This window comes from Pseudoalteromonas sp. XMcav1-K, assembly GCF_044005875.1.
Classification (GTDB): Bacteria; Pseudomonadota; Gammaproteobacteria; order Enterobacterales; family Alteromonadaceae; genus Pseudoalteromonas; species Pseudoalteromonas spongiae.
Genome location: NZ_JBIPJE010000031.1, coordinates 1 through 14323 on the forward strand (window position 1 = coordinate 1; position 14323 = coordinate 14323).

General features: G+C 41.3%; 14 protein-coding genes. 10 read left to right on the forward strand and 4 right to left on the reverse strand.

Going from position 1 to position 14323, the window contains the following annotated elements:
* Positions 1–274: 274 nt before the first annotated feature.
* The 3 genes from ACHSBP_RS04665 to ACHSBP_RS04675 all read right to left on the reverse strand — a co-directional run bounded on the left by ACHSBP_RS04665 (position 275) and on the right by ACHSBP_RS04675 (position 3449).
* Positions 275–1351, reverse strand: a complete 1077-nt coding sequence (locus ACHSBP_RS04665) for a trypsin-like peptidase domain-containing protein (protein WP_010561584.1) — start codon at positions 1349–1351, stop codon at positions 275–277.
* A gap of 156 nt (positions 1352–1507) precedes the next feature.
* Positions 1508–2872, reverse strand: a complete 1365-nt coding sequence (locus ACHSBP_RS04670) for a DegQ family serine endoprotease (RefSeq protein WP_395388236.1) — start codon at positions 2870–2872, stop codon at positions 1508–1510.
* 118 nt (positions 2873–2990) lie between these two features.
* Positions 2991–3449, reverse strand: coding sequence for a ZapG family protein (locus ACHSBP_RS04675; protein WP_010561586.1), 459 nt, complete (start codon positions 3447–3449; stop codon positions 2991–2993).
* A 106-nt stretch (positions 3450–3555) separates the two neighbouring features.
* Here ACHSBP_RS04675 and zapE point away from each other — a divergent pair, with 106 nt between their 5' ends.
* The gene (gene zapE, locus ACHSBP_RS04680) at positions 3556–4650 is read left to right on the forward strand and encodes a cell division protein ZapE (RefSeq protein WP_010561587.1); all 1095 of its coding nucleotides are present in this window, start codon (positions 3556–3558) and stop codon (positions 4648–4650) included.
* Positions 4651–4696: 46 nt separating this feature from the next.
* Here the strand turns inward: zapE and ACHSBP_RS04685 are convergent, their stop codons facing one another.
* Positions 4697–5254, reverse strand: a complete 558-nt coding sequence (locus ACHSBP_RS04685) for a hypothetical protein (protein WP_010561588.1) — start codon at positions 5252–5254, stop codon at positions 4697–4699.
* A 511-nt stretch (positions 5255–5765) separates the two neighbouring features.
* Between ACHSBP_RS04685 and ACHSBP_RS04690 the strand changes: the two genes are divergently transcribed.
* The 9 genes from ACHSBP_RS04690 to ACHSBP_RS04730 all read left to right on the forward strand — a co-directional run bounded on the left by ACHSBP_RS04690 (position 5766) and on the right by ACHSBP_RS04730 (position 14293).
* The gene (locus ACHSBP_RS04690) at positions 5766–6308 is read left to right on the forward strand and encodes a hypothetical protein (RefSeq protein WP_010561589.1); all 543 of its coding nucleotides are present in this window, start codon (positions 5766–5768) and stop codon (positions 6306–6308) included.
* A gap of 727 nt (positions 6309–7035) precedes the next feature.
* Positions 7036–7464 carry a 50S ribosomal protein L13 gene (gene rplM / locus ACHSBP_RS04695; protein ID WP_010561590.1) on the forward strand — a complete coding sequence of 143 codons (429 nt, stop codon included), beginning with the start codon at positions 7036–7038 and terminating at the stop codon, positions 7462–7464.
* A 12-nt stretch (positions 7465–7476) separates the two neighbouring features.
* Complete coding sequence (rpsI, locus tag ACHSBP_RS04700) at positions 7477–7866, forward strand: 30S ribosomal protein S9 (RefSeq protein WP_010561591.1); 390 nt, start codon at positions 7477–7479, stop codon at positions 7864–7866.
* A 224-nt stretch (positions 7867–8090) separates the two neighbouring features.
* Complete coding sequence (locus ACHSBP_RS04705; protein ID WP_010561592.1) at positions 8091–10166, forward strand: TonB-dependent siderophore receptor; 2076 nt, start codon at positions 8091–8093, stop codon at positions 10164–10166.
* 414 nt (positions 10167–10580) lie between these two features.
* Positions 10581–11171 (forward strand): ubiquinol-cytochrome c reductase iron-sulfur subunit, encoded by a 591-nt coding sequence (gene petA / locus ACHSBP_RS04710; protein WP_010561593.1) that lies wholly within the window; start codon positions 10581–10583, stop codon positions 11169–11171.
* A complete protein-coding gene (locus tag ACHSBP_RS04715) occupies positions 11171–12436 on the forward strand; it encodes a cytochrome b N-terminal domain-containing protein (RefSeq protein ID WP_010561594.1) in 1266 nt (421 codons plus the stop codon). Before petA ends, ACHSBP_RS04715 begins: the two co-directional genes overlap by 1 nt.
* The gene (locus ACHSBP_RS04720) at positions 12433–13170 is read left to right on the forward strand and encodes a cytochrome c1 (RefSeq protein WP_040641442.1); all 738 of its coding nucleotides are present in this window, start codon (positions 12433–12435) and stop codon (positions 13168–13170) included. Before ACHSBP_RS04715 ends, ACHSBP_RS04720 begins: the two co-directional genes overlap by 4 nt.
* A 77-nt stretch (positions 13171–13247) precedes the next feature.
* The gene (gene sspA / locus ACHSBP_RS04725; RefSeq protein WP_010561596.1) at positions 13248–13871 is read left to right on the forward strand and encodes a stringent starvation protein SspA; all 624 of its coding nucleotides are present in this window, start codon (positions 13248–13250) and stop codon (positions 13869–13871) included.
* The gene (locus ACHSBP_RS04730) at positions 13871–14293 is read left to right on the forward strand and encodes a ClpXP protease specificity-enhancing factor (protein WP_010561597.1); all 423 of its coding nucleotides are present in this window, start codon (positions 13871–13873) and stop codon (positions 14291–14293) included. Before sspA ends, ACHSBP_RS04730 begins: the two co-directional genes overlap by 1 nt.
* The last annotated feature ends 30 nt before the right edge of the window (positions 14294–14323 follow it).

The following is a 14323-nucleotide window of genomic DNA, read 5'->3' on the forward strand; positions in this document are numbered from 1 at the left end:
ATGTGTGGCCTAGTAATCTAAGCGAATATCGAGCAACAATGAGAAAAGTGCGCTCAAAAGAACCGTTCGGCAGCGCTTGATTGGCTTTTCTACTGTGTTATCGGCTGGCTCACATAGAATAACTATGTCACGCAGCCTCTGCCTAGTATAAAACCCAATCAAACTGCTGCAAAAACGAACTTGAAAGGTCAACAGACCCTAGTTAATAACCTAGATTATTGAAGAATCAAAAAAGGCCGCATATGCGGCCTTTTTGTTTTATAGAGTTACTATTTTAGAACTGTAACTCACCAACAGTGACTGGCACTTCAATAACTTTACCTTCACGAATAATTGTAAAGTTTAATACGCTACCTGGAGGTGTGTTCGTTACTAATTCCAATGTTGTATTGGTATTCACGACTTTTTTACCGTCGATTTTTGTCACGATATCGTTGAGTTCAAAGCCGGCTTGCCATGCAGGTCCCAACGGGTCAAGGCGAGCAATGCGCATGCCATACACCGGGGTGTGATTGTTTCTCACAAAACGACCTGAACTGTCGACAGGGTCGGCGTCAAAGCCAATATAGCCACGAATAACACGGCCATACTTGATGATTTTGTCCATCACTTCTTTGGCAAGCGAATAGGGAACCGCAAAGAAAATACCTTGCACTTCTAAATTGCGTGCATGCTTAAACTTAGCTGAGGTAATGCCCACTAGCGTACCGTTGGTATTAATCACTGCACCACCCGAATTACCGGTATTAACCGCGGCATCCATTTGTAAAAAACGGGTATGGCGGGTTTGCGCAATATTAGTTTTGTCAGTGGCACTAATAATGCCTTGCGTAATTGTTTGACCTAAGTTTAATGGATTACCAATTGCTAAAATAACGTCGCCCACTTGTGGAATAAAGTCGTTATTGGTTGGGATTTCCGGTAGATGTTCAGCGGTTATTTTTAATAATGCCAAATCCGTAGGTACGTCAAAACCAATAAGCTGTACATCAGTAAATTGTCGGCCATCGTTTAGTACAACTAAAATTTGGTCCGCGTTATTAATAACGTGATAGTTAGTGAGAATATAGCCTTTTTTGGACATGATAATGCCAGAGCCAAGCTCTCTTACCGGAGTTGATGGACGCAGGCTGCGAGGGCGATTACTAACTGATTCTGAATATATGTTCACAACAGCAGGCGATGCGGCTTTTACCGCGTTAGCAAAGCTTAAATGACTGGCATTAAGTGGCGCTTTATTTGTTGAAAGCTGTTCACGCAATAACTCTGGTGAAAATACCAATAGGTAGATAAAGGCAAAACCAAGTCCTAATAAAATAGGGGTAAGCAAAAACTGAAGCTTCTTTAACACGCTGCGCCGTTAATTATTATTTTCAAAGGGTGTTTATTGTGGCAAGAATATGACTATTCGGCAAGTTGCAGGTTTTTACACTAATCCATAAAAAAACGCCCAAATTACTTTGGGCGTTTGGATTAGCAAGGTGTATGATTTTTTGAACCGCAGAGATTACTGAATTTGTACGTTAAAAATACGAGAACCACGTTGAACTCGTAGGAAAATATAACCTTGTACATCTTCAACTGCCTTGGTTAAGTCGCGCACAGAATCTACACGGGTGCGGTTAACCATTAAGATTACATCGCCTTCCTCTAACCCTACGCGTGCAGCTGGAGCACGGTTAGAATCAATCGATTTAATCAACACACCTTCTTTACCATCGCTCGTTTCGCCGGCTTCTAGCGTTGCACCCGTTAAATTGCGATGTAGTTTATCTGCCGAGGTTGCAACATCTGATATCCCGCCTAGTTTAACCTTAACGGTTTTGCTCTTGCCGTCACGAATAATTCCTAACTTAACCGTTTTACCTTCACCAGCGGTTGCGATTTTACTGCGCAGCTCTAAGAAACTATGGATTTTCTTACCATCGATACTGGTGATTACGTCATTCACCTTTAAACCCGCTTTTTCAGCAGGGCTATCTTCATCAACCGCGTTTACGAAAGCGCCTTGTTTGGTTTCTAGATCAAATGCTTCTGCTACGCCTGCATTCACATCACCACCGCGAATACCTAAGCTACCGCGACGAACTTCACCGTATTCTAAAATTTGGTCTACAAGACTTTTCATCATGTTTGATGGAATCGCAAAACCAATACCAACGTTACCGCCAGATGCGCCTAAAATTGCAGTGTTAATACCGATTAGTTGACCGTTTAAATTTACCAGTGCACCGCCAGAGTTACCTTGGTTAATTGCCGCATCGGTTTGAATAAAGTCTTCGTAACCTTCAATGTTTAAGCCCGAGCGACCAAGCGCACTTACTATGCCTGAAGTTACTGTATGGCTTAGCCCAAATGGGTTACCAATCGCCACTGAAAAATCACCGACACGTAGTTCGTCTGAATCAGCCAGTTTTACTTCAGTTAAATCATCGCCTTCTACTTCAAGTAATGCGATATCAGACTGAGGATCGCTACCAACTAACTTGGCTTCAAATTCGCGGCCATCTTGTAAGGTTACAATAATTTTTTCAGCGTCTTGAATAACATGGTTGTTGGTAACGATATGACCGTCTTTTGCGTCGATAATTACGCCAGAGCCTAAGCCACTAAACGGGCGTTTTTCGGCGCGGGGTTGGCGCTGCGGGTTACCAAAAAAGAAATCAAACGGGTCAACGCGTTGGCGTACTTGTTTTGAACCAGAGACGCGAATACTTACAACACCGGGGGTCACACGTTCTAGCATAGGCGCTAGCGTTGGCAGTTGTTGTCCGTTAACCGAAACAGGTAATTTTGCATGGCTAATTGCCGGTGAAACTAAAATAGTTGCAGATAGTATTGCTGCACTTAAAACGGTAAATTTAGTTTTCATAGTCAAAATAACGCTCCTTAAATCAAAAGGGTAGCTGATTTGCTTTTTGTTGTTAGCGGCAAACCAGCCAGTTACTTATAATGACTATGGGGTCAAAAAAAAGTTCATCAAGATGCGATTAAGCACTTTCTGTTTGCTTGTTTTCTGAGCTGTTACCTCTAAAAATGCCCGATTCGCCAGTGACAAAGTCGGCTGGTGCTGCTTGTAATTCAGCGTTTCGTGCTAATAACTCAGAGCGAGTTTTGTCGTTATTACGTGTCTCAGACAAAATCTCGTTAGCTTCTTGTGAGAAGAAAGGTACGACTTCAACGTTTTTTTCAGCAACTAATAACTTGTTAGTTTCTTCCATATGCTTAACTAGCTGTACGTAGCTGTCTTGCATTTTATTAACAAGTTTATTGGTGTGAGCAACATGGTCGGCCACATCTTGTTTAAATTGCTCAAGGTCACCTTGTGCTTTTTCTACTTCTTTTTCGAGCTCATCATGTTCGTATTGACGTTTGGTAATTAGGCTTCCGATAAAAAAGCTAGCAACGGCAGTGACTACTAATAGGGTGATCCAAATGGCTGTACTCATACTATTAAGCCTTATAATTTTTCAAAATAGATAGTTTAAATATACGCTTTGATTGCGCTCGTGTTAATATTTTACATCAAAATTTCAGTAACGCTTTGTATTTATCATGACCCCTTGGCAAAAATATCAACAAGATTTAACTCGCGATGACTTCCACCATGATGCTGCGCAGGAAAATGCAGTGCGTCATTTGCAACGTTTGTACGACGATTTAACTGCACAGCCACCGGCTAAAAAAGGCTTTTTTGCCAGCCTTTTTTCAAAACAAGAAGTAAAGCCGATCAAAGGCTTGTATTTTTGGGGCGGGGTTGGGCGTGGTAAGACTTATTTGGTTGATACGTTTTTTGATTCGCTGCCGTTTGAGCGCAAAATGCGAGTGCACTTTCACCGTTTTATGCACCGTGTACATGATGAATTAAAGCAGCTAAAAGACGTAAAAGATCCGCTTGAAAAAGTTGCTGATAAATTTAAAAGCGAAGCGGATATCATCTGCTTTGATGAGTTTTTTGTGCAAGATATTACCGACGCTATGCTATTGGGCGGTTTAATGCAAGAGCTGTTTAAGCGCGGCATAGTACTCGTTGCTACATCCAATATTGTGCCTGATGAGCTCTATCGCAATGGTTTACAGCGTGCTCGCTTTTTGCCAGCAATTGATTTAGTTAATGCGAATACTGAGGTGGTTAATGTTGATTCGGGCATTGATTACCGTTTGCGTACACTTGAGCAAGCAGAAATCTATCACAGCCCTTTAGATGCACAAGCAGATAAAAATTTATTTGAGTATTTCGATAAATTATCACCTGAAGCCGGTTGCTTAGATAAGGTGATTGAAATTGAGGGACGTAACCTTACGACGCGCAAAGAAGCTGACAGCATAGTGATGTTCGAATTTAGCGAGTTATGTGAAACTGCGCGTAGCCAAGTAGATTACATGGAACTCAGTCGTATTTATCATACTGTGTTGCTATCAAATGTAATTCATATGGGGTCGGAACATGCTAATGACGACGCAGCGCGCCGTTTTATTGCTTTAGTTGATGAGTTCTATGAGCGTAATGTAACTTTAATCATTTCAGCGATTGCACCATTAGAAGAGCTTTATACTGGTGGTATTTTAGACTTTGAATTTAAGCGCTGTATCAGCCGCTTACAAGAAATGCAAAGCTTAGAGTATTTAGGGCGCGAGCACTTAGCTTAATCTATAAAAAGAAGCGAGATATGACGATCTCGCTTCTCAATACTATTTATTCTTGATTCAACTTTACGCTTTTTATTTTTACCCAGGCGTTACCGCCTTTCTCATCGGTTAGATTTGGCACAAAATAAAGTGCAGAAACATTGGCTTTTATAATGCCTTTATCCTTTGACCAGCTTGGCGTCCATTCTGGGCGGTTGAAATCATCTAAGGTCAGAGTGTGCGTTTGCCATTGATTAGCGCTTGGCAAAAGCGTTTGATAGTGTGCATAGCTTTTATCACCTTTTCCACCATAATCCTTCTGCGATAACTTAACCACAAGCGGTTTGTCGCTTTGGTAGGTTAGTTCAATATTCGCAATGTCGTTTAATGATTTATTCGGCAGATCGTAAATTAACTCTACCCACGAATTATTCTGTGCATCAACGCGGGGTACTCGGTTGAAAGCAATCCCCACATACTCTTCTTTAACTAAGGGCTTTTCATAACTTGCAGTACTGCCGTGCGGGTCTACTGCATAGCGCCATTGGCTTGCATCGAGGGTTTGCCCAGCGTAAAGCGCAGAGCTTGAAAATAGTATTGCTGTATGCAGTGATTTTAAATACATGATCTTTTTCTTATGGTGATTATTTTATGTGTGTAGCAATACAGGGGAGGTTGCTGGGTGAGTGTTTGATTGTACGGTAGTTTATTTTGTTGTGGAAGTGGGAGGTTAGTCTTACTTTGTTGTGTCGTTCTGAACTTGTTTCATAGCAATGGACTAAAGAATCACGTCTGGGCAATTGAGTTTACTGAAACCATGTCTGCCGCGCTGGCGACGGCAGCCAAAGGGAAGCTAACGCCGGCCTCCCCTTGGAACCCCTCGGCGCCCCGAAATCAAACCTATCTTCAAATAAGTTTTAATTGTGAACATAAACGCCATCAAGCAACATCCCTGTCGCGCATTATTCACTTAAAACCTCATTTTCAGGTTTGATTTAAGGGGCTAAAAACCCCGGTGAATAATGATTGTCTATAATGTAGCCAATCAGTTTAACTAACTGGTTGATTAATATTTGAATATTTTAAATAAGTAGTTAAAATTTTGCGGTTGAAAACTAGAAAGGGATTTAAATTCAATGAATCGTTATTTATTCGCTAGTATCTGTTTATTGATTTTGTCAGGGTGCAAGTCTAACAACTCAGCAAGTATTCAAACGGAATCACAGTTATCACTTGAGTTGATGGAAATAAACGGCATTCAAAGTTACCAGAAGGGTGATTATGAAAATGCTTTAAGATTATTAAATAAGCCTGCGGCTTGGGGATATAAAGGTTCACAATACACTCTAGCTTTTATGTTTCTCAAGGGGCAGCATGTTCCGCAATCAACACTTATTGGAATGGGGTGGTTAGGTGTAGCAACTGAAGTTGAGACTGAAGAATGGTCAGAGCAATATCGACAGTTTTACGAAGCGGCTCCCGTTCAAATGAAAAGTGAAATTGATTCTATTGTTAATGAATATATTCGACGATACGGTATGAAAGCGCAAAATATTACTTGTAAAAAGGGCCCCACGATTCATACAAGAGCGGTAAGACATGTTTGTACCAAGTCTGATGCAATAAGTACAGTTTATGACATAGATTTAAACGAAGAAGATGTAACGATTAAACAATAATTCTGATGGGGATATTATCCTAGAACCCTTTAATCAAGCCTGAAAAAGGGATTTAAATGAATAATGTGAGACAGGGAGCGAAGCGGTCGAGCAAGCCATGCTTAGGCTTGGGTGAATAGTGTCTTGAAACGAACAAGTTTCGGCTAGTAATTCCGTTTTAACCAACCTTAAAAGTAGGTTTTAATTAACAATACGAGACAGGAAGCGGAGCGTGTCGAGTAAGTCATACTGAGATAGGGATATCGATTTATGACGTTTATCTTTAAATTAAAAGCTACTTTGAGGATCGAGTTTGATTGTACGGTCGCCTTTCTTTTGGTTACTTTATCTTTGGCGAAGCACTAATTTGTCGGGAGCAAATTAGAATGCCGTAGGCAGTCTTTAGATGTAAAGAGGGACCTTGCAATAAAGAAAAGTGACATGAGCCCCATGGATGGGGTTTATAAATATACAAAGAAGTAAATGCTGAGGTTTTGTTCAATCTTTCAAAATCCTACCAAACCCCATGCTAGTAGCCAAAAACCTTTATTTTCCTCAAATTATTAGTAGAAAAACTATCCAGCTCTTGCTATACTCCGCGTCCGCCACTTACCGTTCTACCTCGGTTAGTTTAGCCACAGCTGAGGGTTTTAAGTCTTGAGCTCGAAGGGGTTGAAGCAAGTGTAATAGAGCAGCAGAAATTTTTCTGCTTGTGGTTTTTAAATTGTAAACATTGGATTTTTAATAAATGAAAACGTTTGTTGCTAAGCCAGAATCTGTAAAACGTGACTGGTACGTAGTTGACGCTGAAGGCAAAACTTTAGGTCGTATCGCTACTGAAATCGCTCGCCGTCTACGCGGTAAGCATAAAGCTGAATATACTCCTCACGTAGATACTGGTGATTACATCATCGTTATTAACGCTGAGAAAGTTACTGTAACAGGTAACAAGACGACTGATAAAATGTACTATGCTCACACTGGTTTCCCAGGTGGTCTTAAGTCTATCACTTTCGATAAGCTTCAAGCTAAAAAGCCTGAAATGATCATCGAAAAAGCAGTTAAAGGTATGTTACCAAAAGGCCCTCTAGGTCGTGAAATGTACCGTAAACTAAAAGTATACGCAGGTTCAGAGCACGCACACGTTGCTCAACAGCCTCAAGTACTGGACATTTAAGGAGCATAACTCATGGCAAATCAATACTACGGTACAGGTCGTCGTAAAAGTTCAAGTGCTCGCGTATTCTTACGCCCAGGTACTGGCAACATCGTAATCAATCAACGTTCTATCGAAGAATACTTCGGTCGCGAAACTTCTCGCATGGTTGTTCGTCAGCCACTAGAGCTAGTTGAAATGACTGAAAAGTTTGACCTTTACATCACTGTTGAAGGTGGTGGTTCTACTGGTCAAGCGGGTGCTATCCGTCACGGTATTACTCGTGCGCTTATGGAGTTTGACGAGTCTCTTCGTTCTTCACTTCGTAAAGCTGGCTTCGTTACTCGCGACGCTCGTAAAGTTGAGCGTAAGAAAGTGGGTCTTAAGAAAGCACGTAAGAACACTCAATTCTCAAAACGTTAATTTTTTACGTTTACAAGAATTACAAAACCCGGGTTTATACTCGGGTTTTTTATTGCCTAAAATTCGTGTTTGTCAGAAAGTCACTATTTTTAAAAATTACTATTTAACGGTTTTGTTACGGCACCCTACATTTCTCAACATTTTCCCACAGTCACTTACAGAGAGTATGGGTATTATTTCCCGCGTTAACTTCTTACTCAACTAATCCGTATCAAGGAAGTGATATGACTTCATTTAAACCGATCTCTTTAGTCGCGCTGGCTGTGACGAGTGTATTTGCAACTAATGCTTTGGCTGAACAAGTTAAAGGCGAACAAATTGAACGCATTCAAGTAGTATCGAAGCGTTCAAGTGTACTTACTGAAATTACCGAAGATGCTGAAAAGCTGATCAATATGCCGGGTGCTTTGGGTGATCCTTTGCTTGCTGTATATGCATTGCCTGGTGTCGTAGCAGCCGGAGGCTCAATGGGTGAACCCGCTGTACGTGGCTCATCGCCAGATGATAACTATTTTGAAGTCGACTTTATGCCTGCAGGCTATATTTTCCATGACTTTGGCAGCTCGATTTTTAATAAGTATTTGGTGCAGGACTTTCGCCTTTATTCTGCGGGCTATGGCACTAGCTTTAGTGATGCAACTGGGGCGGTGTTTGACGTCACACTGCGTAACCCAAAAAATCAGGATATTAAAACCACGCTTGATTTTACTATGTTTAAAGCGGGGGTTTTTGTTGAAGGTGCAATCACCGACGATATTTCATTTTATCTGTCTGGGCGAAAAAGTACGCTTCCGTTGTTTTTCTCAGAAGGTGAGGAAATTGAAGACGAAGATGGCGAAAACACAGGCATTACAATAAACGATGCTCCCGATGACTATGATTACCAAAGCAAATTTGTTTTGGATATTAATAACAACAATGTGTTAAGTGTGTTGTTTACTGGCGCAGAAGACAGTGCCGCAGCAAGTTTTAGTGAACGCGCGGATTTATCACTTAAGAATCCTGACTTTCAAGGCGATGCAGATTTTGCGCGTTCCTTCGATAGCCAAAATGTTATTTGGGATCATTATGGTAAAGGTTATCAAGCAAAAGTGGGGGTTGGCTCGTTAACACATTCGGGTCGATTAGATTATGGGCGCAGCAAGTTAACACCCAAGGGATATTTTGAAGAAGAAAAAGAAGAGCTACTTACCTACAAAGGGCGTGTAAGTATAAATGTGGTAGGTGATGACTTACTTACATTTGATGCCGCTTATTTTGATAAAACGATAAGCTATGAATATGATACTTTTCTCTATGTCTGTACAGAATTAGATCCAGATTGCGAGCTTGCCAAAGGAGAGCGCATAGCAGGTAAACGAGAAGTCGATATTGGTAGTTACTTTATTGGCGCAAATTATCAATACACGATAACCGACTCGTTAATTGCCGACATTGGCGTACAACATCAAAAAAATGATTACAGCGATGAGTCGTTTACTCACCCGCGTTTAGGATTAACCTATCACATTAATCAAGATCAATCAGTGTGGGTTAAATATGGCAGTTACAATCGCCTGCAAGATATTGGTACGATTTTAGAAGACACAGGTAACCCCAACTTAAAGTCGCAAACAGCAAATCAGTCGGTTGTTGGTTATCAGCAGTTTTTGGCGGATGACTGGAGTTGGTCAATTGAAACCTATTACAAAACCATGGACGATTTACCTTTAGCACTGACTGCAAACGATGTGGATCAGCATTTACGTTATAGCAACGATGTAACGGGTAGAGCTTATGGTGTTGATTTACTTATTAATAAAAACAAAACCGACCGTTGGTACGGCTGGATGAGTTTAAGTTACGGTAAAAGTGAACGTACGGATGAACGCCGTAATATCACTCGAGACTACTATGCTGACACACCGCTAGTGTTTAATATGGTGTTTAATTACCAAATTAGCGAACGCTGGAATGGTGGCTTTAACTTCACAGCACGCAGTGGTCAATCTTACACACCTATTGTAGGTGTGCGTGAAAACCCTGAATTTGAGGGGAATTTTTTACCGGAATATGGCGAACCATTCTCTGAGCGTTTTGATGCTTATCACCGTTTAGATTTGCGCTTTGAACGCAAAACGGATTTCTTTGGGCTAGATGCGTTGCTGATTTTAGAAGTAATGAATTTATACGCTAAAGACAATACGGCGTATATTGACCTTGATTACGCAAAGGTGCAGTCAACCGATGACTTGATTTTGAAAGAAGAGAGCGATGACTTTGAAATGCGCCCGTCAGTTGGTTTTAGTTTCACATTTTAGTCACAAATTAGTCTAAAGCGAGGAATTTCCTCGCTTATTTCATTGGTTAATCCTCCCGCAGGTTGCTATACTCTGGCATGCATCAAATGTGGCTCGAAAAGCATAATTTAGCGACTAATTACTTTGAATTTCACGCATACTTCTACGGAGTTTTGATCTCTATCAGGACACGCTCACTCAATTTTGGGTAGGCTCTGTAAAAGCACAGAATTTTCACAGTTTTAGGCTGTGTGTTCGTGATTTCAAATAAATCGAACTAAAATACAATTTAATTGTGCTTGAAGACCGGTATAACCTTGTTTTAATCAAGGCTTTTATTTATGATCGCACCTATTTTGTAAAGTCAAAATTTAAACTGCTGTAACTGATGTTCTCAATATGGCAAGTGTTGAGAATCATAGTGGAGATGAGTGGATGAGCAATGCGCCAGTAGACAATAGCCGCCGTCGCTTTCTAACTATCGCAACTTCTGTTGTTGGTGGTGTGGGAGCTGTAGGGGCTGCTGTTCCTTTTATCGCGTCGTGGAACCCAAGTGAGAGAGCAAAATCTGCAGGCGCGCCTGTAGAAGTTGATATCTCAAAGCTTGAGCCAGGACAATTAATTCGTGTTGAGTGGCGAGGTAAGCCTGTTTGGGTTATTAATCGTACACCAAAAATGCTTGAGCAGATGAAAGCTCACGAAGGTCAACTTCGTGATCCTAATTCTGAAGAGCCACAACAACCAGAGTTCGCACAAAATGCGTACCGTTCGCAAAAAGAGAATATCTTTGTTGCTGTTGGTATTTGTACTCACTTGGGTTGTTCACCAACTTTCCTTAACGGTGGTTTTGGTGAAAAGGTTGAAGGTACTGAAGATGGTTTCTTCTGTCCTTGTCATGGTTCTAAGTTTGATATGGCTGGCCGTGTTTTCCAAGCTGTACCAGCACCATTAAACCTAGAAATCCCTCCTTACACATTTATCGATGACACCACTATTTTAGTTGGTGGAGAAGAAGGGGCTGCGTAATGTTTGCGAATATTATCGATTGGATTGATCAGCGTATTCCGATGACTCGCGTTTGGAATATGCACATTGCACAATATCCTGCGCCAAAAAACTTTAACTTCTGGTACTTCTTTGGTTCATTAGCCATGTTAGTACTTGTTAACCAAATCGTAACGGGTATTTGGTTAACAATGAACTATGTTCCTTCAGCAGAAGGCGCGTTTGCTTCAGTTGAATACATCATGCGTGATGTAGAATACGGCTGGTTACTGCGTTATTTACATTCAACGGGTGCTTCTGCATTCTTCGTTGTTGTATACCTGCACATGTTCCGTGGCATGATCTACGGTTCTTACCAAAAACCACGTGAACTACTGTGGTTATTCGGTATGTTTATCTTCTTAGCGCTAATGGCTGAAGCATTTATGGGTTACTTACTACCTTGGGGACAAATGTCTTTCTGGGGTGCTCAGGTAATTATCTCGCTATTTGGTGCTATTCCAGTGATTGGTGAAGACCTTACTCAGTGGATCCGTGGTGACTACGTAATCTCTGGTGCAACGCTTAACCGCTTCTTCGCACTACACGTAATTGCATTACCACTGGTACTTGTTATCTTAATTTTCTTACACATTATTGCACTTCACGAAGTGGGTTCAAACAACCCAGACGGTGTTGAAATTAAACGTAAGAAAGGCACTGTTGCTGAAGAAGATAAAGCTAAATTCAAGTTCCATGAATACTACACAGATAAGAAAGATATCGTTGACGCGATTCCGTTCCACCCTTACTACACAGTAAAAGATATTGTGGGTGTAACAGGTTTCTTAATCTTGTTCTGCTGGGTTGTTTTCTTTGCGCCAGAGATGGGTGGTTTCTTCCTAGAAGCGCCAAACTTTGAAGCTGCAAACCCGTTGAAGACGCCTGAGCATATTTTCCCTGTTTGGTACTTCACACCATTCTACGCAATCCTACGTGCTATCCCTGATAAGCTACTAGGTGTAATCGCGATGGGTGCATCAATTGTTGTGCTTGCGTTACTACCTTGGATTGACCGTGGTAAAGTGAAATCAATTCGTTACCGTTGTGGCTTCCACAAGTTAAACATTGCTCAGTTTGTTGTTACTTTCATCATCCTAGGTTGGGTTGGTGCGACACCACAAACAGACTTTAAAACTGTGTTATCACAAATTACGACTGTAACTTACTTTATGTTCTTCGTATTACTGTTCTTCTACAGTAAAAACGAAAAGACTAAGCCAGTGCCAGAGAGGTTAACGAAATGATGAAAAAGCTAATTATTGGTTTATTCGCTTTGTTGCCTTCACTAACAATGGCAGCAGGCCCGTCGGTTCCACTTTTAGAAGCGAATCATGATTTAACGGACAAAGCATCGTTACAACGTGGTGCTAAAACGTTCATGAACTACTGCTTAGGTTGCCACCAAATGCAGTACCAGCGTTATGAACGTACATTCCGTGATATCGGTATTCCTACTAAAGTGGGCGAAGAGCAACTTATTTTTGATGGTTCAAAAGTAGGTAGCCACATTCTTAACGCAATCGAGCAAGACGATGCTGCAAAATGGTTTGGTGCTGCGCCACCAGATCTAACATTAGTAGCACGTGTTCGTGGTGCAGATTGGATTTACACTTACCTGAAGTCTTTCTATGTTGATGAAAGTCGTCCATTTGGTGTAAACAACACTGTATTCCCATCGGTTGGTATGCCACACGTATTGCAAGAGTTGCAAGGTGTACCTACTGCGCGTTTCGAAGAGGTTGAAGAACACGGCGTTAAAGTTAAGAAAGTTGTTGAAATTACGACTGATGGTTCAGGCGAAATGAGCGATGACGAGTACGACCAAGCGGTACGTGACTTAACTAACTTCTTAGCGTATGTTGGTGAACCAACACGTTTACAGTCAGAAGCGATTGGTTATAAGGTATTAGGTTTCCTAGTAATCCTGTTTATCCTAGCGTTCTTACTGAAGAAAGAATACTGGAGAGATGTGCATTAATTTGCACACTTTTTAGCACAAAATTTGTAATAGGGGCTTAAGCCCCTATTGCTGTTTTTAATATACTGGAGGAAAGCATGGCTGTAGCTGCCAATAAGCGCCCTGTGATGACACTGTTTTCTGGTGAAAACTGTATGTATAGCCACCAAGTGCGTATCGTACTTGCAGAGAAAGGCGTAAGTGTTGATATTCACCTAGCAGAAAAGGACAATTTGCCAGAAGCGTTACATGAAATTAACCCTTACGGCACTGTACCAACATTGATCGATCGTGAGCTTGGTTTATACGAAGCAAACATCATCATGGAATACCTTGACGAGCGTTTTCCTCACCCACCACTAATGCCTGTATACCCAGTTATGCGTGGTCGCAGCCGTTTAATGATGCACCGCATCGAAAACGACTGGTATAGCCTTGCTAAGAAAATTGAAGCAGGTGTTGATGTTGACGCGTCACGTCGTGAGTTAACTGAAGGTTTATTAGCGATTGCACCTATTTTTGGTGAAGCGCCTTACTTTATGAGCGAAGAGTTCAGCTTAATTGATTGTTACCTAGCACCACTACTATGGCGCTTACCTGAGTTCGGCATTGAACTTACAGGTCAAGGTAGCAAAGAGCTTAAAGACTACATGATGCGTTTATTTGAGCGTGAGTCGTTCCAAGCATCATTAACTGAAGCTGAGCGCGAGATTCGACTTTAATGACTTCTAATCGCCCTTATTTACTGAGAGCTTTCTTTGATTGGATTGTAGACAATCAATGTACACCGCATTTAGTGGTGAATGCTGAATTTCCAAATGTTACTGTGCCAATGCAGTTTGTGCAAGACGGACAAATTGTGTTGAACATCAACCCAAGTGCGGTTGCACAGTTTCATATGGATAATCATGAAGTAAGCTTTAATGCACGTTTTGGTGGTCAGCCAATGCGTGTGGTGGTACCAATTGGCGCCGTACTTGCTATTTACGCAAGAGAAAATGGCGAAGGTACAGTGTTTACCCCTGAAGACTTTTCAGAATATGAAGAACCAGCAGAGGTTGAATCACAAGAAACACCATCTGAGGGTGATGGTAATGATGAACCACCGAAAAAGCGTGGTTCTCATTTAAAAGTGGTTAAGTAATCGCAAAAACCGGCAATAGCCGGTTTTTTT

Coding starts and splice junctions, on each gene's coding strand:
- ACHSBP_RS04670 (WP_395388236.1), bottom strand. CDS start 2,872: ATGAAAACTAAATTTACCGTTTTAAGTGCAGCAATACTATCTGCAACT.
- ACHSBP_RS04675 (WP_010561586.1), bottom strand. CDS start 3,449: ATGAGTACAGCCATTTGGATCACCCTATTAGTAGTCACTGCCGTTGCT.
- zapE (WP_010561587.1), top strand. CDS start 3,556: ATGACCCCTTGGCAAAAATATCAACAAGATTTAACTCGCGATGACTTC.
- ACHSBP_RS04685 (WP_010561588.1), bottom strand. CDS start 5,254: ATGTATTTAAAATCACTGCATACAGCAATACTATTTTCAAGCTCTGCG.
- ACHSBP_RS04690 (WP_010561589.1), top strand. CDS start 5,766: ATGAATCGTTATTTATTCGCTAGTATCTGTTTATTGATTTTGTCAGGG.
- rplM (WP_010561590.1), top strand. CDS start 7,036: ATGAAAACGTTTGTTGCTAAGCCAGAATCTGTAAAACGTGACTGGTAC.
- rpsI (WP_010561591.1), top strand. CDS start 7,477: ATGGCAAATCAATACTACGGTACAGGTCGTCGTAAAAGTTCAAGTGCT.
- ACHSBP_RS04705 (WP_010561592.1), top strand. CDS start 8,091: ATGACTTCATTTAAACCGATCTCTTTAGTCGCGCTGGCTGTGACGAGT.
- petA (WP_010561593.1), top strand. CDS start 10,581: ATGAGCAATGCGCCAGTAGACAATAGCCGCCGTCGCTTTCTAACTATC.
- ACHSBP_RS04715 (WP_010561594.1), top strand. CDS start 11,171: ATGTTTGCGAATATTATCGATTGGATTGATCAGCGTATTCCGATGACT.
- ACHSBP_RS04720 (WP_040641442.1), top strand. CDS start 12,433: ATGATGAAAAAGCTAATTATTGGTTTATTCGCTTTGTTGCCTTCACTA.
- sspA (WP_010561596.1), top strand. CDS start 13,248: ATGGCTGTAGCTGCCAATAAGCGCCCTGTGATGACACTGTTTTCTGGT.
- ACHSBP_RS04730 (WP_010561597.1), top strand. CDS start 13,871: ATGACTTCTAATCGCCCTTATTTACTGAGAGCTTTCTTTGATTGGATT.